We start from the raw sequence: 22,579 nt of genomic DNA on the forward strand, positions 1-22,579 counted from the left end.
CATCATGACCAAGAAGATCCTGTCCCACCCAGTCAAAGCACTGGCCCTGGCCTTCGGCCTGTTCAGCTCGGCGGTTTTCGCCGCCGATGCCCCATTGAAAATCGGCACCACCGCCGCGTTCGCGATTCCGCTGGAAGCCGCTGTCGAAGAAGCCTCCAAACAAGGCCTGAAAGTCGAGCTCGTGGAGTTCACCGACTGGATCGCTCCGAACGTCAGCCTCGCCGCCGGCGACATCGACGTGAACTACTTCCAGCACATCCCGTTCCTGGAAAACGCCAAGGCGGCCTCCGGTTTCGACCTGGTGCCGTTCGCCCCGGGGATCATCAACAACGTCGGCCTGTACTCGAAGAAATACAAAAGCTTCGCTGAGCTGCCGGAGGGCGCCAGCGTCGCCATCGCCAACGACCCGATCAACAGCGGTCGCGGCCTGCAACTGCTGGCCAAGGCCGGTCTGATCACCTTGAAAGCGGGCGTCGGCTACAAGGCCACCGAAGACGACATCGTCGCCAACCCGAAGAGGATCAAGATCCTGCAAGTCGAAGCCGTGCAACTGGTACGCGCCTACGATGACGCCGATCTGGTCCAGGGCTACCCGGCCTACATCCGTCTGGCGAAGACCTTCGATGCAGGCTCTGCGCTACTGTTCGACGGCCTCGACCACAAGGAATACGTGATCCAGTTCGTGATCCAGCCGAAGAGCAAGACCGACCCGCGTCTGATCAAGTTCGTCGACATCTACCAGCATTCGCCGGCCGTACGCGCCGCGCTGGATAAGGCCCACGGCAAGCTGTACCAGGCCGGTTGGGAAAGCTGAGGATGACCGCAGCCATTCAACGGCGACTGGATCTTCCAGAGCCACCCGCGCTGGCACAGCGCACCGAGCTGCATCCCGAGCTGAACCGCGCCCATGTGCGTTTCGTCGGGCTCGGCAAAACCTACGACGGCAAGCAAGGCCCGGTCGCAGCCCTGCAAGGCATCGACCTGGCGATCCAGCGCGGTGAGGTGTTCGGCATCATCGGTCGCAGCGGCGCGGGCAAGTCGTCGCTGATCCGCACCATCAACCGCCTCGAACAACCGACCTCGGGCCGAGTGCTGATCGATCAGGTGGACATCGGCGAGTACGACGAGGATCGCCTCGTCGCCCTGCGTCGGCGGATCGGCATGATCTTCCAGCACTTCAATCTGATGTCGGCAAAAACGGTGTGGCAGAACGTCGAACTGCCGCTGAAAGTCGCCGGTGTCCCGAAGGAGCAACGGGAGAAAAAGGTTCGCGAACTGCTGGAGCTGGTGGGCCTGCAAGCCAAGCACAAGGCGTATCCGGCGCAGCTGTCCGGCGGGCAGAAACAGCGCGTCGGCATCGCCCGCGCACTGGTGCACGACCCGGACATTCTGCTGTGTGACGAAGCCACTTCAGCGCTGGATCCGGAAACCACTCAGTCGATCCTCGGCCTGCTGCGCGAGATCAACAAACGCCTGGGCCTGACCATCGTACTGATCACTCACGAGATGGCCGTGATCCGCGAAATCTGCGACCGCGTCGTCGTGCTGGAACACGGGCGCATCGTCGAGCAAGGCCCGGTCTGGGAAGTGTTCGGCAACCCGCAGCACGAAGTCAGCCAGACCTTGCTCGCACCGCTGCAACACGCCTTGCCCGAAGAATTGCAAAGCCGTTTGCAGGCGCAACAGTCGTCCGATGCGGCCGTGGTGCTGCGTTTGCAGTTCACCGGCAGCCAGCAAGACGAACCGGATCTGGCCGCGCTGTTCGCCGCGCTCGGTGGCCGGGTGAAATTACTGCAGGGCGGCGTGGAACGGATTCAGGGGCACGCGCTCGGGCAACTGTTGCTGGCGGTGGCAGGCTCGAAGCTGAACGCCGAGGAATTGCGTCAGCGCGCCGGCCAATGGGCACAACGCACGGAGGTGCTGGGCTATGTGGTTTGATCGCTTGTTGCAGGGTTTCATCGATACGTTTCTGATGGTCGGCGTTTCGTCGCTGATCGCGCTGCTGGCGGGTATTCCGATGGCAGTGATTCTGGTCACCAGCGACAAGGGCGGGATCTACGAAGCGCCGGTGCTGAATCGCGCGCTGGGCGCGTTCGTAAATCTGTTTCGCTCGATCCCGTTCCTGATCCTGATGGTGGCACTGATTCCGTTCACCCGGCTGATCGTCGGCACCACGTACGGTGTGTGGGCGGCCGTTGTGCCGCTGACCATTGCGGCCACGCCGTTTTTTGCGCGAATCGCCGAAGTGAGCCTGCGCGAAGTCGACCACGGTTTGATCGAAGCCGCGCAAGCCATGGGGTGCCGACGCTGGCACATCATCTGGCACGTGTTGTTGCCTGAAGCGCTACCGGGGATCGTTGGCGGTTTCACCATCACCCTGGTGACGATGATCAATTCGTCGGCCATGGCCGGGGCGATCGGCGCCGGCGGCCTGGGTGACATCGCTTATCGCTACGGCTATCAGCGCTTCGACAGCCAGATCATGCTGACCGTAATCGTGCTGCTGGTGGCGCTGGTAGCGGTGATTCAGCTGGGCGGCGATCGTCTGGCACGAGGGTTGAACAAGCGCTGAACTGCATGGCGTATAGTCGGCAACATCCATTGCCAGCGCAGCCCGACCATGAAACAGACCCCCACCGATCTGGAACAGATCACCTCCACCACCCTCGGCCACTACAACTCGGTGGCCGAGGATTTTCGTGAAGGCACCCGCGATCACGATGTCAGTCAGAACATCGACGCGCTGTTGCGGCAAATTCAGGCGGAGGCGCCGTTTTCCATCCTCGATTTCGGCTGCGGGCCGGGGCGAGATTTGCAGACGTTCACGCGCATGGGTCACGTCGCCGTCGGCCTCGACGGCGCGGAAAAATTCGCGCAGATGGCCCGGGAAGACAGCGGCTGCGAGGTGTGGTGCCAGGATTTTCTGAAGCTGGATCTGCCGGCAGAACGCTTCGACGGCATCTTCGCCAACGCGGTGCTGTTTCATGTGCCGTTGCAGGAATTGCCACGGGTTCTGCAGCAGTTACACGGGACACTGAAGCCGGGTGGGGTGTTGTTCAGCTCCAATCCACGCGGAGATAACCGTGAAGGCTGGAACGGGCCGCGTTATGGCTCGTACCACGATCTTGAAGCCTGGCGCGGATTGCTGACCGCTGCCGGGTTCGTGGAACTTGAGCATTACTACCGACCGGCGGGGCTGCCGCGTGAGCAGCAGCCTTGGTTGGCCAGTGTCTGGCGCAAGGCCTGAAACTCAGGGCCTCGCTTCAACCTGAAACCAGGTTGGCGCACTCCCCGGCGAGCGCACCATGATGCTTCGCCCAGGCACTGTCTGCCCCTGCACCTCATGCGTCTGCACATCAAAGTTGGCCAATAAGCGCGTGCCGTCTTCAAAGGATGTCTGCTGAACCAGCCGGTCCGCGCTCAACCATTCGAAACCGGTGAGCGCCTGGGTTGCCAGACGTTCATGCAAAGGCCGGAAGAATGCATCCTGACGGGCAATCTGCGGCAATCGCTGCGCAAGCGTGTCGACACTGAGGTGATACAGCGGCGCAACGTTGTAGAGCAACTGCGCGAGTTCGTTGTCCGCCCGTACATTGGTCAGCTTCAGGCTATCGAACAGCCAGTGGTGGGACGTGATCACCGAGCCATGGAACACCGCTTGGTACATCGGCAAACGGCTGGCCGGATCAAAGTGAATACGCCGCAACGACTCCTTGATCGGCACAGGTTTGAAGAAAACCTCTGGCTGCTCCGGCGGATACCACTTGCCTGCAAAGTACCTGGACTTGGGGTTCTTGCTCATTTCGACATCGCCCCAACCGATCACCGGCGTCTGCATGCCATGGGCGAACAACACGCCTTGCGCGGTCGTTGCGTTGCCATCCTCGGAACCTGCGGGCAGTTTCAGCACTTCATTGATCCAGCGTGATGCCCCGATGTTGCCTTCGGCATTCTGTGCCTGGGTCATCGTTGCCCCGAGACGGTAGCTGTCGAACAGCATGCCGGTGGCATAGGCATCGAGAAACCAGCTGTTGAAACCGGCGGCGTCGCGAATGGCCGCGACCCGCTGCTCAAGCAGCGGTCGCACGCAACGGGGGTCGGTGTAATGCCCCGATTGCTGGAAGCCGCTTTTCAGCGTTCCGTCGCTCTTCACGATTGCGCACTCAAGATTTGCCTTGTCCCCCAGGTGTGCAGTGGTCCAATCAGAGTTCTCGCTACGGCTCAGCGCCGTCTCATAAGAGTCGTACGGCGCGATCAGATAACCCGCCGCCACGCCTGCCTTGATCGTCTCGGGGTGCCAGAGGCCACCTTCCCAACCGTCACCCAGTCCCAACCACAAACGGGACAGCCCGGCGTTCTGTAATTGCTTGATCGTATCCAGCGACAAGGTGTTGCCCCAGCGCTCGGGTTCTGACGTCAGCGCCTCACCGAGGTGGGCTGCCACTTGTGCGCGCACATCAGCGTAACCGTTGACCAGAGCCTGCATGTCCGGCACGGCCCGAGCCTGCCAGGTCTTGCGTGCCAGGGTATTCAGGGCGTGGTTGAGACCGCGCAAAAGCACTTTTTTCTGATAGCCGTTCAACTCCCCGCCAGTGGCGAGGATCTGCAACGCCTCACGATCCATTCCTGCTTTCAGCTCACTGGCCAGTGAGCCCCCACCGCGCAAGGTGTCGAGCAGCACGGACCAACTGCGCACATCTTTGGCTCCCAGCAGGTCGTTGCCCCACAGGTACAGATGACTGGCGCCGGGCAGTCGCCTCGCCTCAGGTGTTTTCGTGAATTTGCTGCTCAAGGTTTCATAACGATCGTTATCGATCAGCCATTGCCGATAGCGCTTGGCGCCGGCCAACGGGTCGGTTGCCCCGAGAAACAGCGTGAACGTCAATGGCGTCGACGGATCGAGTGAGGTGAAGCGATGCCGGGCGGACAGCGCCAGAGTCTTGCCTTCGGCGCTGAACAGCAGTCGATTGTTGTAGGGATTGGTCATCAGCCAATGCAGGCTGAATCCATCATGTTCAACACCCCAAAGCGGCAAACTCAGATCCTGAGTGGTATTGAATTCGCCCTGATTCAAAAGAAACGAATGCCACACCGGATCGCCGCGCGGCACGTAGTGCCCCTCGGCCAGAGGCCAGATCAGCCCCTTGCCCATCGCGCTGGCGGGTTGACGGAGAAATTCCAGTTCTGCGGGCTCACGCGCCGTGATCGAGAAGGACAGATCACGTTGATCGAGCGTGGCGCTGAGGATCCAGGCTCCGTCATCCCATTGCCAGTCGATGCGGTTGTCGCGCCTGATCAATTGACTGACCTTGTGCGGGGCAATCCCCGTCGACGCCTGCACCGTCTCCCGGCCCGCAGGGGTGATACGGACAGCCAGCGTTGCCGGATCGAGTTGCACGCGCCACAACGAGTTTTCCAATAACGTGTCGGCCCAGGACAGGGACGACAGACATAAACCGACAATCAGCAATAACGCGCGCAGCCAGCAAGTAACGGTAAGCATCAGACGTCCCTTCTCCTAAAGGAGGAGGGACGTTAACCGAATACGCCGACGCTGTAAGTCAGGCCCTTCGCAAATATGTAACAAGCGCACTCACTGTGCCGATGACGAGGCGTCCTTCTTCGGCTCGCGAATCTTGTACCAGGCCACATACAGCGCCGGCAGAAACAGCAGCGTCAGCAACGTCGCAATCACGATCCCGCCGATCATCGCGTAGGCCATCGGCCCCCAGAACACTTCCCGGGCGATCGGGATCATGCCCATGCTCGCCGCCGCCGCGGTGAGCAGGATCGGCCGGCGCCGGTGCTCGGTCGCTTCCACCACCGCATCCCAGGGCGCGTAGCCTTTTTGCTCGTACTCTTCGATCTGCGTCACGAGGATCACCGAGTTGCGGATGATGATGCCGATCAGCGCCAGAATCCCCAGGATCGCCACGAAGCCCATCGGCGTACCGGTCGGCACCAGCGCCAGCACCACGCCGATCAGCCCGAGCGGCGCGACACTGGCCACCAGGAACAGCTTCTGCACGCTGTGCAGCTGGATCATCAGGAAGGTCGCCATCAGGAACAGCATCAGCGGCAAGACCTTGGCAATCGGCCCCTGAGCCTTGCCGCTCTCCTCGACCGTACCGCCAGTGGCGACTTTGTAGCCCACCGGCAGTTTGGCCGCGAAGGCATCGATGGTGGGCTTGAGGACTTTCACCAGATCGGTCGGCTGGATTTCATCGCGCACCGAGGCCTTGATGGTGATGGTCGGCAAACGGTCGCGACGCCACACCAGCGGCTGCTCCAGTTCATATCGCACCGTGGCGAAGGCCAGCAGCGGAATCGACGTGCCGTTGGGCGTGACGATCTGCAGGTTTTGCAGGGTTTCCGGTGTACCGCGTTCGGAATCCACCGCGCGACCGACCACGTTGATCAGGTAGATATCGTCGTCGACCTGGGTCAGCGGCGAGCCACTGACAATGCTGTTCATCAGGTTGGCCACATCTTCCGATGACAGGCCGAGCTGACGCGCCTTGTCCTGAGCGATGTCGATGCGCAGGACTTTGCCGGGTTCGTTCCAGTCGTAAATGATCTCGCCGATGTGCGGGCTCTTGTCCAGTTCGGTGGCCAGGTCGATGGCGTGCTTGCGCACCTGATCGACGTCCTTGCCGCTGACCCGGTACTGGATCGGACGGCCCACCGGCGGGCCCATTTCCAGGGCTTGCACGTAACTGCCGATGCCGACGAAATCCTTGCGCAGACGATCACGCAGGCGCTGGCTCAAGGCTTCGCGGGCCTTGAAGTCTTTGCTGACGATCACCAGTTGCGCGTAGTACGGGTTCTGCAGTTGCTGATCCAGCGGCAGGTAGAAACGGATTGCGCCCTGGCCGATGTAAGTGCTCCAGCGCACGATGTCCGGGTCGCCCTTGAGCGAGGCTTCGAGCTTGTCGACGGCCTTGCGGGTTTCATCGATCGAGGCGTTTTGCGGCAGGTTCAGATCGACCAGAATTTCCGGACGATCGGACGACGGGAAGAACTGGTTCTGCACAAAGCGCATGCAGAACACTGCCAGTACGAAGCACAACACCGTGATGCCGATCGCCCACCAGCGATTGCGCATGCACCACAGCAGACCGCCATTGAACGCCCGCCCGATGCGTCCGGGTTCGGCTTCATGGGGTTTTACGTTGGTGCTGAGGATGTGCACGCCGATCACCGGTGCGAAGAACACCGCCACCACCCACGACACGATCATTGCCACCGCGATCACCGCGAACAGCGTGTAGGTGTACTCACCGGCGGAGCTGGCGTTGAGACCAATCGGCACGAAACCGGCCACTGTCACCAGCGTACCGGTGAGCATCGGAAACGCTGTGGAGGTGTAGGCGAACGTCGCCGCCTGCTCCTTGCTCTCGCCCATCTCCAGACGCGTCACCATCATCTCCACGGTGATCATCGCATCGTCCACCAGCAACCCGAGGGCGATGATCAATGCCCCCAGAGAAATCCGCTGCATGGTGATGCCGCTGTACTCCATGTACACAAACACCATCGCCAGCACCAACGGGATCGAGCACGCCACCACCAGCCCGGCACGCACGCCGAGGCTGATGAAACTCACCACCAGCACGATGACCACCGCTTCGAACAGCGCACTGGTGAAGCCACCGACCGCCTCTTCCACCACCACGGCCTGATCGGAAACCGTGTGCACGCCAACCCCCACCGGCAGGTCGGCGGTGAGTTCATCGATGCGCGCGTGCAGGGCCTTACCGAATGCCTGAACGTTGCCACCCTTCTGCATCGCAATGGCCAGGCCAATGGCCGGCTTGCCGTCGAAGCGGAACTCCGGCGTTGCCGGGTCGACATAACCGCGACTGATCTCGGCGATGTCGGCCAGACGATAGAAGCGGTCATTGAGCTTGAGATTGACCTCGGCCAGATCCTTTTCCGAGGCGAACTGCCCGGAGGTGCGCACCGAAATGCGTTCCGGTCCGGCCTCGATCACACCTGCCGGGGTCACGGCGTTCTGCGATTGCAGGCTCTGCACCACCTGACGCTGGTCGATGCCCAGCGCCGCCAGTTTGCGGGTCGAGAAGTTCAGGTACAGCACTTCGTCCTGCTGGCCGATCATTTCGATCTTGCCCAGCCCCGGCACACCGCGGATCTCGGCGCGGGCCTGCTCCACATAGTCGCGCAACTGACGCATCGTCAGGCCGTCGGCCGTGAACGCATAGACCGAACCGAAGACATCACCGAACTCGTCGTTGAATCCCGGCCCCTGAATGCCCTGGGGAAACTGGCCGCGAATGTCGTTGATCTTCTTGCGCACCTGGTACCAGATTTCCGGAATGTCCTTGGCGCTGGTGGTGTCGCGCAGATAGACGTAGACCGTCGACTCGCCGGGGCGCGTGTAGCTTTTCACGTAGTCGAGGGAATCGAGTTCCTCGAGTTTTTTCTCGATGCGGTCCGTGACCTGCTTGAGCGTTTCTTCCTGGGTCGCACCCGGCCACTTGGTCTGGATCACCATGGTCTTGATGGTGAACGACGGGTCTTCCTCGCGCCCCAGATTGATGTACGAGAACACCCCCATCAGCAGCCCGACGAACATCAGGTACCAGACGAACGACTGATGCTTGAGGGCCCATTCGGAGAGATTGAAAGACCCTTTCATTGACTGTCCTCGTCGAGTTTCACGGCTTGTCCGGGTTTGAGGCTGTTGACGCCAGCGCTGACCACACGCTCGCCGGACTTGACCCCACCGGCCAGCACCACGGTGCTGTCGGTGCGGCTGGTCACGCTGACGTCACGCGGGGCAACGGTTTTGTTTTGCGGGTCGATCACCCAGATCCGGGTTTTGCCGTCGGCCTCCTGCAAGGCTGTCGCGGGCAATTCGATTCGCGGCTTGATCGCCGAACTGAGGGTCACGCTGATCGCCGTACCGAGGCGGAATCCGGGCGGCGTTGAAGCCAGCGTCAAACGCGCGCGGCGGGTACGGGTGGCGCTTTGTGCCTGAGGCTCGATTTCACGGATGACGGCCGTGGTGTTGATGCTCGGATCGAGTTGCCCGGCCACCAGAAACACCACGTCGCTGGGAATCTGGTCGACCAGCGTGTCCGGCAGATCGATCACCGCTTCCTTGATATCCGGTTGCGCCAGCGTCACCACTTGCTGGCCGGCCGTCACCACCTGACCGGCTTCGGCGTTCCATGCGGTGACCACGGCTTTATGGTCGGAGCGCAGCTCGGTGTAGCCGAGCTGATCCTTGCTCTGGTTGACCGCCGCCCGCGCCTGATCGAGGGACGCCTGGGTGGTCTTCAGATCAGTGGTGGCGATGTCCAGTTGCGCCTGGGCGCCGACGCCGCGATCAAACAGCGCCTGCTGCCGCCGAGCGTTGGCCTGGGCGTTGATCAGTTGTGCTTCGACTTTCGCCAGATCGCCCTGGGCCGAACGCAACTGGTTCTGCTGGTCGGACGGATCGAGGGTGGCGAGCAAGGTGCCCTTCTGCACCTCGGCGCCGACATCGACGTTGCGGCTGGCGATGCGCCCGCCGACGCGAAAACCGGTGTTGCTCTCGTAGCGCGCCTGAATGCTGCCGGCAAAACGCCCGAGGTTTTCCTCGCTCAGCGCTTCGACCTTGATCGACAGCACCGGGCGCACCGGTTCCGGCGGTGGCTCGTTCTTGGAACAGGCACCCAGCAGCAGCCCGATCGACATCACCCACAAAGGCTTCATGGCTGCGCTCCCGATTGCAGATCCTTGTAGGTGTTCTCGGCGATCTCGACTTTCATCCCGGGATGCAGCAGTTGGCCGCCGGCAATGATCACTTTCTCGCCGCCCGTGAGGCCGGCGCTGATAATCACGTGCCCGGTCAGGTAGCGGCCGACGGTGACGTTGTGCAGTTGCGCCTCACCCTTGTCGTCCACCATCCACACCGCAGGTTCGCTGATGTTTTTGGTCAGGGCCGACCATGGCAATTCCACCGCCGATTTGCCGCTGCCCTTGGCGGTGGCGCTGACCACCGAACCGAGCTGCATGCCCTGCGGCAGACTGTCGAGGGTAACTTTGACCTGCACCGTGCCGGACTGCGCCGACACCGCCGGGGTGATTTCACGAACAGTGCCAGTGGTCTTGATTTGCGGGTTGTCGAGCAGGCTGACGACAATCGAACGCTCCGCCGGGCGCTCGGCCAGCAGCGATTCGTAAACGTTGAACACCGCGTCGCGGTCGCCGTCCCGGGCCAGGCTGAAAATCGGCGCGGTGGCCTGAACCACCTGGCCGACTTCGGCCTGACGCTCGGTGATGATGCCGGGTGCATCGGCGATCAGCGCGGTGTAACTCAGTTGATCCCTGGCATTGGCCAACTGAGCCTGGGCCGCGCTCAAGGCACTCTGGCTGCTGCGCAATGCGGCTTGTGCGGAATCGTATTCGCTCTGGCTGGTGTAACCCTTGGGCAACAGTTTCTGCTGCCGGACGAATGCGGCGGCGCTCTGTTTGACCCGCGCCTGCTCGGCCAGCACCTGGGCCTGGGCGGAGTCGACGTTGGTCTGCAAGTCCTTGGGATCGAGTTTGGCCAGCACTTGTTTGGCCGAAACGCGGTCACCGACATCGACCATGCGCTGGATGATCTTGCCGCCGACCCGGAACGACAATTCGGTCTGTACCCGCGCCTGAACGTCACCGGTGAGGGTCACGGACGCCGCGAAGTCCGCGGGTTTGACCTCTTGTACAAAGACCCGTGGCAGGTATTCCTGAGGCGGCTTCTTTTCGCTGCAAGCCGCGAGCAAAGCGAGCAGGCTCAGCATCACCGCTGTTTTCAATCCGGGACTCGCCATGCAGACTCCTTCCTGTGTACGAACGTGCAAGTGACGGTACGACTGTGAGCTTAGAACAGGGTTCAACCTTCGTCCGGGCGATATATGCATTTATGTGCAGCAGGTATCCTGACCCGGAATTCGGGGCACCCAAGAAGGATTTTCATGCTCAAGACCCTCGCGGTGGCCAATTACCGCTCGATCAACAAATTGGTAATCCCGCTGGGTCGGCTGAACCTGATCACCGGCCCCAACGGCAGCGGCAAGTCCAATCTTTACCGGGCATTGCGGCTGCTGGCGGAAACCGCTCAGGGCGGCGTGGTCAATGCGCTGGCCCGTGAGGGCGGGCTGGACTCGACGTTCTGGGCCGGGCCGGAAACCATCAGCCGGCGCATGCGCAATGGCGAAGTGCCGATTCAATCGACGGTCCGCCAGGGCGTGAAACGTCTGCGGCTGGGGTTTGCCGGAGAAGATTTCAGTTATTCGATCAGCCTCGGGCTCCCCGACTCCAACGGGCATTTCATGCTGCCTGGAGACCGTGTACCGACCCCTTCGCGCTTCAGCCTTGATCCGCAAATCAAGCGGGAATGCATCTGGGCCGGGCCGCTCTATCGACCTGCCAGCTTGCTGGTGGACCGCGACGGGCCAATGATTCGCACCCGTGATGGTCGCACCTGGGATGTCATGGCCCAGCACACGCCGACATTCGACAGCCTGTTCGATCAGGTCGGCAGCCTGCGCACCTCGCCGGAAGTGTTCCAGATGCGCGAGTTCATCCGCCGCTGGCGCTTCTATGATCACTTTCGCAGCGACGCCGACGCCCCGGTGCGCCAGCCACAACTGGGCACGCGCACGCCGGTGCTGCATCACGACGGCCGGGATCTGGCGGCAGCCTTGCAGACCATCCGCGAAATCGGCGACCCCGAGGCGCTGCAGGCCGCGATCAGCGATGCGTTTCCCGGCGCACGGTTGAACATCGCGCCGCTGGCGGGCGGACGCTTTGCCATCGAGTTTTTTCAGGAAGGGTTGTTGCGACCGCTGTCGGCGGCAGAGTTGTCGGACGGCACGCTGCGTTATCTGCTGCTGGTCGCCGCACTGCTGACGCCACGTCCGCCGTCGCTGATGGTGCTGAACGAACCGGAAACCAGTCTGCATCCGGATCTGTTGCCGGCGCTGGCGCGGTTGATCATTCGCGCATCGCAAGAGTGTCAGGTGTGGGTGGTTTCACACGCACGGCGATTGATTTCGGCGTTGCAGGAAGATGAGGAATGCAATTGCATCGTGCTGGAAAAAACCCTCGGCCAGACCGGGATCGTCGGGCAGAGGGTGCTGGATGAGCCGGCGTGGAACTGGCCGGATTAGCTTGTTGATCGATCGTTCCCACGCATGCGTGGGAACGATCATCGGCTTAGCCCTGCCACTTCCCACCCTCAACAATCACGCTCTCAGGCTTGGTGTCATCACTCAGCTCTTTACGCACATATTGGTCATACAGCTTGAGCAGGTATTTCTCTTCACCCAGCTTGGCCAGCTCGGTGTTCACCCAATCGCGCAATTCGATGTTGCCCTTCTTCACCGCCGGTGCAATCGGGGCTTCGGCACCGAGTTTTTCATCCAGCACGCGGTAGCCCGGGTTTTGCTTGGCCCAACTGAACAGCACCAGATTGTCCTGCGCGTAAGCATCGCCACGGCCGTTGGCCAGGGCTTGCAGGGACTCGGAGTTTTTCTCGAACTTCAGCAGTTTCCAGTCCGGGTGATTCTTGGTCAGCCAGATATCGGCGGTGGTGCCGGTGGTAACGATGGTGGTGCGGGTCGCCAGGTCATCCAGTTTCTTCACTTCGCTGCCCTGAGCCACCAGCGCCTGTACCGCGACTTTCAGGTTCGGGTTGGTGAATTCCACCGCTTCCTTGCGCTCCGGGGTCACGGTCATGTTGGCTAGGATCAGGTCGACCTTGTCGCTTTGCAGGAACGGAATGCGGCTGGCTGGCTCCACGGCCACGAACTCGACCTTGTTTTCATCGCCCAGCAGATCCTTGGCGAATTGACGGCCGATGTCGGTATCGAAGCCGACATAGCGACCGGCTTCATTGACGAAACCGAACGGCGGCTTGTCGGTGAATACGCCGACGATCAGTTTGTCGCGGGCCTTGATCTTGTCCAGATAACCGGCCGGCGCAGTGCTTTCGCTGGCGACTTTCGGCTTGGCCGGTTCTTCGGTCTTGTTGCAGCCGGCCAGCAGCGCGAGGCTGATCAGCGGTAATGCGAATAGAGCTTTGGCAGTTTTCATGGCAGTTCCAGTTCCTTGGTTTGAGTCGTTGTGGGCAGTGCTTCAACGTAGGAGAACTTCTCCAGGAACTGCTGCGCGCGTGCGGTTTGCGGGTTCGTAAAGAAAAGCTCGGGCGGGTTCTGTTCAAGGATGCGCCCGGCATCCATGAACACGATGCGATCGGCCACTGCGCGGGCGAAGGCCATTTCATGGGTGACGATCAACAGGGTCATGCCTTCGCGGGCCAGGCCCTGAATCACTTCCAGCACTTCCTTGACCATCTCCGGGTCGAGGGCAGCGGTGACTTCATCGAAGAGCATGACCCGTGGGTTCATGCACAACGACCGGACGATGGCGATGCGTTGCTGCTGGCCGCCGGAGAGCTGGCGCGGGAAGGCATCGCGCTTGTCCGCCAGGCCCACGCGTTCGAGCAATGCTTCGGCTTGCTGCCGTGCTTCGCGGCGTTCGCGTTTCTGCACCTTGAGCGGACCGAGCAGCAAGTTATCGAGCACGCTCATGTGCGGGAACAGGTGATAACTCTGGAACACCATGCCGATCTGCTGGCGGATTTCACGCCAGTCGGTGGCCTTGTCCAGCAGTTCCCGGCCGGTGAATTTCAAGTGACCGCTGTGGGCGGTTTCCAGGCCGTTCAGGCAACGCAGCAGTGTGCTTTTTCCGCAACCGCTAGGGCCAAGGATGACGATGACTTCACCGGATTTCACTTGCAGGTCGATGCCCTTGAGCACCTGCTGTTCGCCGAAGAATTTGTTGAAACCCTGAAACTCGATCAATGCGCTCATGCTTGCGTCCAGCGCCGCTCCAGCACGCGCGAGGCGGCCGACAGCGGGTAGCAGATGAAAAAGAAAAACAGGAACAGCGCGCCGTAGATCAGCACCGATTCGTAGGTGCGCTCGATGATCTGCTGGCCAACCTTGATCACATCCACCACGCCGATCAGCACCGCCAGCGAACTGGTCTTGATGATCCGCGTGTAGACGTTGATGGTCGGTGGCGTCATGCGTTTCAGCGCTTGGGGCAACAGCACGTAGCCATAGAGCTGCGCCGCGTTCAGACCGATCGACAGCCCCGCTTCACGCTGCCCGCGCGGCAACGAATGCAGCGCACCGCGCGCCACTTCGCCGACCTCGCTGGCGCCCCACAGCGACAGCACCAGCACCGCGCACCAGAAACTCGGCAGGCTCAGGCCAAAGAAAATCGGCAAGCCAAAAAACAGCAGGTACAACCAGACCAGCACCGGAATCGCCCGGAACAGCTCCAGATAAATTCGCAGCACCGCGTTCAGCCACGTCACGTTGAGCGTGCGCAGCACACCGTAGAGCACGCCGCCGACGGTACTGATGGCGATGCTGAGGAACGAGATCGACAGGGTTTGCCCGGCGCCTTTTGCCAATTGCGGCAACGACACCCAGAGCAGTTCAAGACCCGAACTGGCCATGCTGGAGCCTCCTTTCCAGACGGCTCAACAGCAGCGACAGCGGCAGGAACAACAGCACGCAGATCAGCGTCAGCACGGCGAGCATTTCGTAGGTTTTGTAGTAGAGCGCGATGTAGCTCTTGGTGGTGTAGAGAATCTCCGGCACCGCCACGGCCGAGACCACGGTGGTCTCCTTGAGCAGGAAAATGAAATTGGCGAACAGCGACGGCAGGCTGAGGATCCCCGCTTGCGGCAGGATCACGTAGCGCAGCAACTGACCGTGGGACAAGCCGATGGAACGACCGGACTCCAGTTGCGCCTGAGGCACCGCATCGACGCCGGCGCGCAGCACTTCGGTGAGGTAGGCGCCGCCGAGAAAAGTCATGGTGATGATTGCGGCAGTGAAACCGGAAACCTTGATCCCCAGTGCCGGCAAGGCGAAGTAGACGAAGAACAACTGGATCAGCAGTGGCGTGTTGCGCGCCAGCTCCACATACAGCCCGACCAGCTTTTGCAGGTAAGGCGTGCGGAACACCAGAATCGTCGCATTGAGCAACGCCACCAGCAGCGAGGTGCCGATGGCGATCAAACCGACCTGCAGCGTCACGCCCACGGCTTTGAGAAACGCCGGCAGGGTGCTGAGGATAAATGCGTAATCGAAGTTCATGAAACATCCTGACGCCGCTCGGTAAGCGACGGTGGTGCAGTCCATGGGCAGCGGATAGCTGTCCGGCAGGCACCGACTTTAAAGGTATAAAAAGAAGAATTTAAATACCGATAAAGCATATTGATATCACACAAAAAACTAATCGACGGGTTTGCCGGGAAGGAGGAGGAAGGCTATTGTCCCCAGCGCTGTAGGACGGATCTTTTTTTCATCAAAGCCCTCCAAGGACGAACAGCTTTTGGCCAGACTCCCTCGGCCGAACCCCATAACAAGGAAGAGAACATGGACGTAAAAGTGCCGCAGCGACTGGATCCGCATGAGATTGTGAAATTGTTGGTGGCGTTGCGCCGGGCGTTGAAGACCGGGATAGCGTGAGCTTAAAAACCCCTCACCCGCACACACAAAAACGCCGATGACCATCACTGGCCATCGGCGTTTTCATACCTGAAGGGGTTGTGTTGCTGCGTCAGATCAGAACGCCGGCAGTACCGCGCCGTTGTACTTCTTCTCGATGAACGCTTTGACTTCCGGGCTGGTCAGGGCCTTGGCCAGCTTCTGGATCGCGTCGCTGTTCTTGTTGTCCTCACGGGCCACCAGGAAGTTCACGTAAGGCGAATCGGCACCCTCGATCACCAGAGCATCCTTGGTCGGGTTCAACTTGGCTTCCAGCGCGTAGTTGGTGTTGATCATGTCCAGGTCGACTTCTTTCAGAACACGCGGCAGCAGGGCCGACTCCAGTTCCTTGAACTTGAAGTTGTGCGGGTTCTTGGCGATGTCTTTTGGCGTCGCCAGGGCGTTCTTCGGATCTTTCAGTTCGATCAGGCCAGCCTTCTGCAGCAGGATCAGTGCACGACCGCTGTTGCTGCCTTCGTTCGGAATGGCGATGGTGGCGCCGTCCGGCAGCTCGGCCAGGGTCTTGTACTTGCTCGAGTAGCCGCCAAACGGTTCAACGTGCACACCTTGCACGGTCACCAGGTACTTGGCTTTGTCGTCCTTGTATTTGCCCTGGTTGAAGCTGTTCAGGTACGGCAGGGTCTGGAAGTAGTTGGCGTCCAGACGCTTCTCGCCAACCTGTACGTTCGGCTGAACGTAGTCGGTGAAGACTTTGATTTCCAGATCCACGCCTTCTTTGGCGAGGGTCGGTTTGATCAGTTCGAGGATCTCGGCGTGCGGAACCGGGGTCGCGGCGACAACCAGTTTCTCGCCGGCCTGCGCCAGGGAAGCCGTCAGAGCAGCCGCCAATGCGGTAAACAACAGAACCTTTTTCATGCAGTGTCCTTATCGAAAATCGGTCGTCATCGACGACGGCATTAATACGTGTGCCAGCGATGTGCTACTGCTGGCGTGAAGCGGACAATACCGGGATTTTTTATTCCCGGACAATAACGTTTATTCAGCTTCATATTCCATTTTGTTCATGTTGAACAAAATGGTTACAACGCCTCGCCCAGGCTCAACAGTAATTTTTTCAATGCCTTACGTTCCTCGGCTGTCCCTTTGGCAGTGATGCTCGCCACCTGACGTTCAATCTGAACCAGCGTCCCAGACACCTCGGGCAGGTTCAGGTGCTCTGGCAGAATTTCCTCGCCAGTGCTCACCAGCAACGCAAAATGAATGACGTTTTCCAGCTCCCGGGTGTTGCCCGGCCAACTGTGTTGCTCCAGCACCTCCTGCGCCGCTTCGCTGATCAGCGGCACCGGCAGATCCAGGCGCTGGCTGTAGATGCCGAGGAAGTACTCGGCCAACGACAGAATGTCGCCGACCCGCGCGCGCAACGCCGGCAGTTCCAGATGCCCCTCGCTGAGATAGTGATAGAGCCGCTCGTGGAATTTCCCCGCCGCCACCGCCTGGGCCAGATCGATGCTGGTCGCCGCCACCAGGCGCACATCCACCGGGCTCGGTTGATGGGCACCGACGCGGGTGACTTCGTGGTTTTCCAGCGCGGCGAGCAACTTGATCTGGATCGGCAACGGCAGGTCGCCGATTTCATCCAGGTACAACGTGCCGCCGTTGGCCGAACCGAACCAGCCAGCGCGACTGCTGGCCGAGCCGCTGTAACTGCCGGCGGCATAGCCGAACAACTCGGCATCGGCATACGTCGGGCTGATCGCTCCGCAGTTGACCGAAACAAATAATCCGCTGCGATCACTGGCGCGGTGGATATGGCGGGCGAGCAATTCCTTGCCGGTGCCGGTCTCGCCGCGAATCAACACCGAAATCGAGCGCGGTGCGAGTTGGGCCATTTCCTCGCGCAGTTGGCGCGAGCGTGGATCGACGAACACCAGCGCCTTCGCGCGAATGCTCAGGGGACTTTTTTCCGCATCGGGAAAGGTCAGCAACGGCTGACCGAAGGTTTCGAAACTCATGGCAGACTCCCGCCCCAAATCGCCGGGAGACGGGGGCGCTGAAAAAATAAAAATGGTCAGGCACGACGCCGGGCGTGGTGTTCCATGCGGTTTTGCAGGCGATACAGATAAGCGAATCCCTGCTCCCAGCGTTGATGCCCGGACTTCACGTTGATATGGCCGGCACCCGCGAGAATTCCCGCCTCGGCACCCCAGTTGCGTGCCAGCTCCAAGGCACGCGGCGCACTGACGGCGGCGTCGTTGTCGGAGCTGACGACCTGGCTCGGGAAAGGCAGCAGGTCGGTTGGAATCGGTGCGAAATTGCGCAGCGCCGGCACGCAGGCCGGACGTTCTACATCCGCAGGCGCGACCAGCAGCGCACCGCGCACCTGACGCAAATGCTGCAACGGCGCGGTGGCCGCCCAGTGCGCCACGGTGATGCAACCCAGGCTGTGGGCGATCAGGATCACCGGCGTGCTGTCGGCGGCAATCGCCTCGGCCAGCGCCGCGACCCAGTCTTCACGACGCGGCGTCAGCCAGTCGGCCTGCTCCACCCGCGCGCTGTTCGGCAGGCTGTTCTGCCAGTGGCTTTGCCAATGATCTTCTGGCGATCCTTGCCAGCCCGGCACAATCAGATAGCGGATTGATTCGTTGCGCATGGGGGAGCTCTCCTGCGTCGTGTCTGTTCCTGAAGGAGTATAGGGACGGGATTTATATTCGTTAAGGAATAAGAAGCTATTTATTAAGACCTGAAAAGAATATAAATCCTCGGGCAAAAAAAGGGGCCGCACCCTGCCAAGGAGACGGCCCCGGAAAAACGTGAAACCCTTATCGTGCAGTGATCACCGACAGTTTGGTGATGCCTGCCCGCTCAATCGAAGCCATGGCTCGCGCCACTTCGCCGTAATTCACCCCGTCGTCAGCCTGCAATTGCACGCGCACTTCCGGGTCCTTGGCCTTGGCCGACTTGAGGTTGAACTCCAGCAGGTCCGGCTGGATTTCGTCCTTGTTGATAAACAGTTTTCCCGCGCCGTCGATGCTCACCACCAACGGGTCTTTCTGCTCGACCGGCGCCACCGCTTCGGTCTTCGGCAGGTTGATCGGTATCGCGTTGGTCAGCAGCGGCGCGGTGACGATGAACACCACCAGCAGCACCAGCATCACATCCACCAGCGGCGTCACGTTGATCTCGCTCAGCACCTCGTCGCTGTCTTGCGTGGAGAAGGCCATATCAGGACGCCTCCTTCACTTTTGTTGCGTTGCCCTGGGCCGCAGCCTTGTGCGCGGTCGGGTGGATCAGCACGCGGAACGAACTCTTTTGCGCCAGGCTGTAGAAGTCGTGGGCAAAGTCGTCCAGGTCCGCCGCCGTCAGTTTCAGACGACGCAAAAAGTAGTTGTAAACCAGCACCGCCGGCACCGCGACCGCGATCCCCACCCCGGTGGCGACCAGCGCTGCACCGATGGGACCGGCCACCGTTTCCAGACTCGCCGAGCCTGCCGCGCTGATGCCTTTCAACGCTTCCATGATTCCCCACACCGTGCCGAACAGACCAATGAACGGCGAGGTACTGCCAATACTCGCAACCACCGCCAGACCGGTTTCCAACGAACGACGCTCGCGGACGATCTGCTGACGCAAGGCACGTTCGAGGCGATCCTGATGGTTGATCGCCTGGCTCAGGTCATTGGCCTGCGGCGCCTCGCCCACTTGAATCGCCGCATAACCGGCCTGTGCCACCCGCGCTGCTGCGCCGGGCTGGGTTTCGCTCAACTCGGCGGCGGAGTCCAGACTCGACGCCGCCCAGAAGCGCTTGTGAAATTTGCGATCCTGCGCCTTCAACCGGCCGAACTGCACAGCCTTGAGCAATGCCAGGCCCCAGGTGGCGACAGAGAAGACCACCAGCAGCCAGATCACCGCGCTTTCGATGGATTCCAGTGGAGATGCCAGTAACGTCATGATGTGTTCCCTCGTGTAAACGTTTAGCGCGAAATTGGTTTCGGTTTAATGAATCTTGAAATCGATGGGCACGCTGACCCAGCCGTCCTGGGCGACATCACCCTGCTTGGCCGGCACGAAGCTCCAGCGCTTCACGGCGTCCAGCGCCGCGTCGTCGAGCTGTTGCCGGCCACTGCTTTTCTGAATCTGGATCTCGCCGGGCTTGCCGCTGGCCAGTACGTGTACCCGGAGCAACACTGTGCCTTCCCAACCGCGACGCTGGGCCAGCGACGGGTATTCCGGCGCCGGGTTCTTCAGGTACGCGGCGTTGGCCGAGGCCGGGGTCACCGGAGCAGGCGCCGGTGGTGCAGGTGGCGCTGGTGCGGCGACCGGGGCCGCCGGTTGTGGCGGAGCCGGGGGTTGCTCGACGGCTTTGGGGGCCGGTTTCGGTACGGGTTTGGCGACCGGTTTCGGCTTGGGAATCGGCTTCGGTTTTGGTGGTGGCTTGGTTGCCAGTTCGTCTTCCACCGGTGGCGGTGGCTCGACCACAGGTGCCGGTGGCGGCGGTACAACCACAGGTGGTGCCGGTGGTGCCGGGCGCGAAAACTCGATGGTCATCGGTGGAATTTCCGGCGGCACGATCGGCAGCGCCGGCGTCGGGTGCTGATTGATCCAGTAGATCACCGCGCCATGCACCACCAGCGCCAGAACGCCGAGCAGAATCATTTCGCGGCGGCTCAGAATGCCCTTGGGCGCGCGCTGCAAACGCAGTTGCCCCAACGGCACGCGATGGGGCCGGCCGAGATCGACCAACTCGCCGCTCGGCGCCTGGCGCCACAGCACCTCCTGTGCACTGGCGGCGGTCTGGACATTGCCCATTGATTTACTCCCTGCGGTCTCTTTGCGTTTTTTCGCGTAGCCGATGCGCCGCTTGTTGAATCCCCCACGGCGTGATCGATGGGTTAATCATTGGGCTAGAGGCTTATCTCCGAAAGTAATCTTTCATGTTATGGATAGATGTTTATGGAATATAAAAAACGGTCATTTCCGCCAAAGCCACGGCCCGCAAGGCTTCCAGCGATTCGCCAGAATCGACATGCTTTCCCGGCATAAAAAGTATTCATCCAAGGCATCGGGTTATCGACGCCCCGGCATTCAGTGACAACTAATACCAAGGTGATAGTTGACGAACTTTTCAAGAGGCAAATAAAAAGGCCGATGCATGTTTAATGCATCGGCCTTCGACTTACAGAATTTCTTATTGCTTCACAAACTCCCCGGCCAGACCGACTACATCACCGTCAAAGTTGGTGCGTGAACCCACCGCACGAACTTTCGAGTAGTTGTGATCCGGCGAGAACAGGGTCCAGGACTGATAGCCAGTGCCGTCATTCAGAGCCGCGAAAGTAATGATCGTAGGCTGCCCGGTGCTGTTCTGGAAGTGGTAGTGACCGTACGCGATGTCGTAGTTCACGCCGTTCTGGCTGAATTTGCCGCTGAAGGTGCCGTTGGAGTCGTTGCCATCGGTAATCGTCAGTTTGGCGCCAGCGTTAGCGTTTACATAGTTGCCATTAATGCTCGACATAACGAGATTTCCTTTATCGTTGGATAAGTGTCTTCCGATGAGAGCAAGTTTCCTCCTGGAAACTCACGACACTCAGGATGGTTGGACATTTACTTATTGTCCACGCGACTTTTCAACGATATTGCTATATGCACTATTCATGTCGCTCATAACTTATTTCGAATCTGAAGAGTGTTAATAGCATTTAAACTAACGGCTGGCGTTGGTCTGTTGCACACCGACTACCGGCGCAATCACTGCCGTCTCCGAACGCGGCGTTCCGGCCGGTACCCAGTCATAACTCACAGGCAGTGCTCGATACACCCAGTTGCTGATCGCATCGCTGCCTGGCGCCTTGCCCAGATAAGGGCTGACGTATTCCCAGACGTTTTCACCGCTGGCCGTTACCTGGAAAAACCGCCCGTTCATGCCCTCGTCGATCAACGTGTTGCCGTTGGGCAAACGCCGCGCGCTGCTGATGAACGAGCTGTAGAACGCCCACCCCGGCTGCTTCGAATTGGCGGCGCTGTACTGCCAGACGATTTCGTTTTTCACCGGGTCGATTTCCAGCACCCGCGAGCCGGAAATCAGCCCCAGCGTGACGTTCGGATAACCCGCCGAACCCTGGTTGTCGAACACCAGCAGATTGCCAGCGCCAGGCAGCCCGGCCGGGATGATGTGTGCGTCATGCTGGCCGACGAACTGGTCTACCGGGCGCGGTATTTTCTGCGCGGTTTTCGGGTTGGCCAGCGGCAGGTTCGGCCCCAGGCGCCAGACCACTTTGCCGCTGTGTTTGTCGATGATTGCGATGAAATTGGCGTTGCGTGAGTCGAGCAGCAGATTGTCCGGATTGAAGCGCTTGTCGCCTGCATCAAACCATTTGTTCGGCCCGACCAGGCTGAGGTTGTTGATGTGCAGGTAATCCGGATTTTCACTGGCACGCACCAGCTTCAATTGCTCGGCAGTGAAACCGAATTCGTTCAAGTGATCCGACGCCAGCCACTGCCATTTCACCTCGCCTGCGGGGCTGACTTCATAGATCGCATCGTCGATCACCTCGGGCACTTTGAAGCCTTTGACCTTGTGCACCTTGTTCGCCAGCACCACGGTGTTGCCGTTGCTCAGGCGACGCTGGTCGTGATGCTGTTGCGCCGCGCCACCGGGTGCCTTGTCGCCCCACTGCCAGACGACTTTGCCACTCCAGTCCAGCTCGCCGACACTCTGATTACCCAGGCCGTTACCGGCGGAACCGAGCTTGCCCGGATCCTTGTCGCTCAGTTGCAGCAGGACGTGACCGCGCTCACCACCGACCAGTTTCGGGTCGATGATCGCTGACGGGAAGCCGGCCTGAGACCAGCTCTTCACTTCGTTGCCGTTCATGTCGATCAGGTGCGTCTGCTTGTCGGCACCGCTGAAGATCACATATTGGTTGAAGGCCTTGGCCGGGTCGTATCGGGTGACGCCTGTGGGATAGACGCTGGGCGCGGCGAGCGCTCCGGCACTGAGCACTGCGCCGGACAACAACACCGGTAAAACGGTTTTGATGCGCAACATGATGCAGCTCCTT

The 22,579-nt window shown here is 60.5% G+C and carries 21 protein-coding genes; 5 read left to right on the forward strand and 16 right to left on the reverse strand.

Annotation, left to right across the window (positions count from 1 at the left end):
* The first annotated feature begins 4 nt into the window (after window positions 1-4).
* From AC3WRD_RS02140 to AC3WRD_RS02155, 4 genes are read left to right on the forward strand one after another with little or no spacing between them, the layout of a single operon-like run.
* Window positions 5-814, forward strand: coding sequence for a MetQ/NlpA family ABC transporter substrate-binding protein (locus tag AC3WRD_RS02140; protein WP_102620586.1), 810 nt, complete (start codon window positions 5-7; stop codon window positions 812-814).
* A 2-nt stretch (window positions 815-816) separates the two neighbouring features.
* Window positions 817-1,938 (forward strand): methionine ABC transporter ATP-binding protein, encoded by a 1,122-nt coding sequence (locus tag AC3WRD_RS02145; protein ID WP_102620585.1) that lies wholly within the window; start codon window positions 817-819, stop codon window positions 1,936-1,938.
* Window positions 1,928-2,572, forward strand: coding sequence for a methionine ABC transporter permease (locus AC3WRD_RS02150; protein ID WP_096821885.1), 645 nt, complete (start codon window positions 1,928-1,930; stop codon window positions 2,570-2,572). Before AC3WRD_RS02145 ends, AC3WRD_RS02150 begins: the two co-directional genes overlap by 11 nt.
* A 48-nt stretch (window positions 2,573-2,620) precedes the next feature.
* Window positions 2,621-3,247, forward strand: a complete 627-nt coding sequence (locus tag AC3WRD_RS02155) for a class I SAM-dependent methyltransferase (protein ID WP_102620584.1) — start codon at window positions 2,621-2,623, stop codon at window positions 3,245-3,247.
* A 3-nt stretch (window positions 3,248-3,250) separates the two neighbouring features.
* On the opposite strand, the gene AC3WRD_RS02160 is transcribed toward AC3WRD_RS02155, so the two are convergent.
* The 4 genes from AC3WRD_RS02160 to AC3WRD_RS02175 all read right to left on the reverse strand — a co-directional run bounded on the left by AC3WRD_RS02160 (window position 3,251) and on the right by AC3WRD_RS02175 (window position 10,820).
* Window positions 3,251-5,503: a glycoside hydrolase gene (locus AC3WRD_RS02160; RefSeq protein WP_102620583.1), complete on the reverse strand. Its 2,253-nt coding sequence runs from the start codon at window positions 5,501-5,503 to the stop codon at window positions 3,251-3,253.
* Window positions 5,504-5,593: 90 nt separating this feature from the next.
* Window positions 5,594-8,659 carry an efflux RND transporter permease subunit gene (locus AC3WRD_RS02165; protein WP_102620582.1) on the reverse strand — a complete coding sequence of 1,022 codons (3,066 nt, stop codon included), beginning with the start codon at window positions 8,657-8,659 and terminating at the stop codon, window positions 5,594-5,596.
* A complete protein-coding gene (locus tag AC3WRD_RS02170; protein ID WP_096821882.1) occupies window positions 8,656-9,720 on the reverse strand; it encodes an efflux RND transporter periplasmic adaptor subunit in 1,065 nt (354 codons plus the stop codon). Before AC3WRD_RS02170 ends, AC3WRD_RS02165 begins: the two co-directional genes overlap by 4 nt.
* A complete protein-coding gene (locus AC3WRD_RS02175; RefSeq protein WP_102620581.1) occupies window positions 9,717-10,820 on the reverse strand; it encodes an efflux RND transporter periplasmic adaptor subunit in 1,104 nt (367 codons plus the stop codon). The genes AC3WRD_RS02170 and AC3WRD_RS02175 overlap by 4 nt, the downstream gene beginning before the upstream one ends.
* A 144-nt stretch (window positions 10,821-10,964) precedes the next feature.
* Here AC3WRD_RS02175 and AC3WRD_RS02180 point away from each other — a divergent pair, with 144 nt between their 5' ends.
* Complete coding sequence (locus tag AC3WRD_RS02180; RefSeq protein WP_096821880.1) at window positions 10,965-12,161, forward strand: AAA family ATPase; 1,197 nt, start codon at window positions 10,965-10,967, stop codon at window positions 12,159-12,161.
* A gap of 46 nt (window positions 12,162-12,207) precedes the next feature.
* On the opposite strand, the gene AC3WRD_RS02185 is transcribed toward AC3WRD_RS02180, so the two are convergent.
* From AC3WRD_RS02185 to AC3WRD_RS02240, 12 genes are all read right to left on the reverse strand, one after another.
* A complete protein-coding gene (locus AC3WRD_RS02185; protein WP_096821879.1) occupies window positions 12,208-13,086 on the reverse strand; it encodes a transporter substrate-binding domain-containing protein in 879 nt (292 codons plus the stop codon).
* Window positions 13,083-13,865: an amino acid ABC transporter ATP-binding protein gene (locus tag AC3WRD_RS02190; RefSeq protein WP_102620580.1), complete on the reverse strand. Its 783-nt coding sequence runs from the start codon at window positions 13,863-13,865 to the stop codon at window positions 13,083-13,085. Before AC3WRD_RS02190 ends, AC3WRD_RS02185 begins: the two co-directional genes overlap by 4 nt.
* On the reverse strand, window positions 13,862-14,521 hold the full coding sequence (locus AC3WRD_RS02195; RefSeq protein ID WP_096821877.1) for an amino acid ABC transporter permease: 660 nt from the start codon (window positions 14,519-14,521) through the stop codon (window positions 13,862-13,864). Before AC3WRD_RS02195 ends, AC3WRD_RS02190 begins: the two co-directional genes overlap by 4 nt.
* On the reverse strand, window positions 14,502-15,167 hold the full coding sequence (locus AC3WRD_RS02200) for an amino acid ABC transporter permease (RefSeq protein WP_096821876.1): 666 nt from the start codon (window positions 15,165-15,167) through the stop codon (window positions 14,502-14,504). Before AC3WRD_RS02200 ends, AC3WRD_RS02195 begins: the two co-directional genes overlap by 20 nt.
* A gap of 471 nt (window positions 15,168-15,638) precedes the next feature.
* Window positions 15,639-16,436 (reverse strand): MetQ/NlpA family ABC transporter substrate-binding protein, encoded by a 798-nt coding sequence (locus tag AC3WRD_RS02205; RefSeq protein ID WP_096821875.1) that lies wholly within the window; start codon window positions 16,434-16,436, stop codon window positions 15,639-15,641.
* A gap of 164 nt (window positions 16,437-16,600) precedes the next feature.
* Complete coding sequence (locus tag AC3WRD_RS02210; RefSeq protein ID WP_102620578.1) at window positions 16,601-17,533, reverse strand: sigma 54-interacting transcriptional regulator; 933 nt, start codon at window positions 17,531-17,533, stop codon at window positions 16,601-16,603.
* A gap of 56 nt (window positions 17,534-17,589) precedes the next feature.
* On the reverse strand, window positions 17,590-18,171 hold the full coding sequence (locus AC3WRD_RS02215; RefSeq protein WP_085712674.1) for an alpha/beta hydrolase: 582 nt from the start codon (window positions 18,169-18,171) through the stop codon (window positions 17,590-17,592).
* Between the two features lie 169 nt (window positions 18,172-18,340).
* On the reverse strand, window positions 18,341-18,742 hold the full coding sequence (locus tag AC3WRD_RS02220) for an ExbD/TolR family protein (protein ID WP_003220570.1): 402 nt from the start codon (window positions 18,740-18,742) through the stop codon (window positions 18,341-18,343).
* Window position 18,743: 1 nt separating this feature from the next.
* A complete protein-coding gene (locus AC3WRD_RS02225) occupies window positions 18,744-19,469 on the reverse strand; it encodes a MotA/TolQ/ExbB proton channel family protein (RefSeq protein ID WP_011331927.1) in 726 nt (241 codons plus the stop codon).
* 45 nt (window positions 19,470-19,514) lie between these two features.
* On the reverse strand, window positions 19,515-20,327 hold the full coding sequence (locus AC3WRD_RS02230) for an energy transducer TonB (protein WP_102620577.1): 813 nt from the start codon (window positions 20,325-20,327) through the stop codon (window positions 19,515-19,517).
* Window positions 20,328-20,706: 379 nt separating this feature from the next.
* The gene (locus AC3WRD_RS02235) at window positions 20,707-21,033 is read right to left on the reverse strand and encodes a hypothetical protein (protein ID WP_007952780.1); all 327 of its coding nucleotides are present in this window, start codon (window positions 21,031-21,033) and stop codon (window positions 20,707-20,709) included.
* A 189-nt stretch (window positions 21,034-21,222) separates the two neighbouring features.
* Window positions 21,223-22,566: an aryl-sulfate sulfotransferase gene (locus AC3WRD_RS02240; RefSeq protein WP_102620576.1), complete on the reverse strand. Its 1,344-nt coding sequence runs from the start codon at window positions 22,564-22,566 to the stop codon at window positions 21,223-21,225.
* Window positions 22,567-22,579: the final 13 nt, after the last annotated feature.

The sequence above is a fragment of the Pseudomonas sp. FW215-R2 genome, from assembly GCF_058789255.1.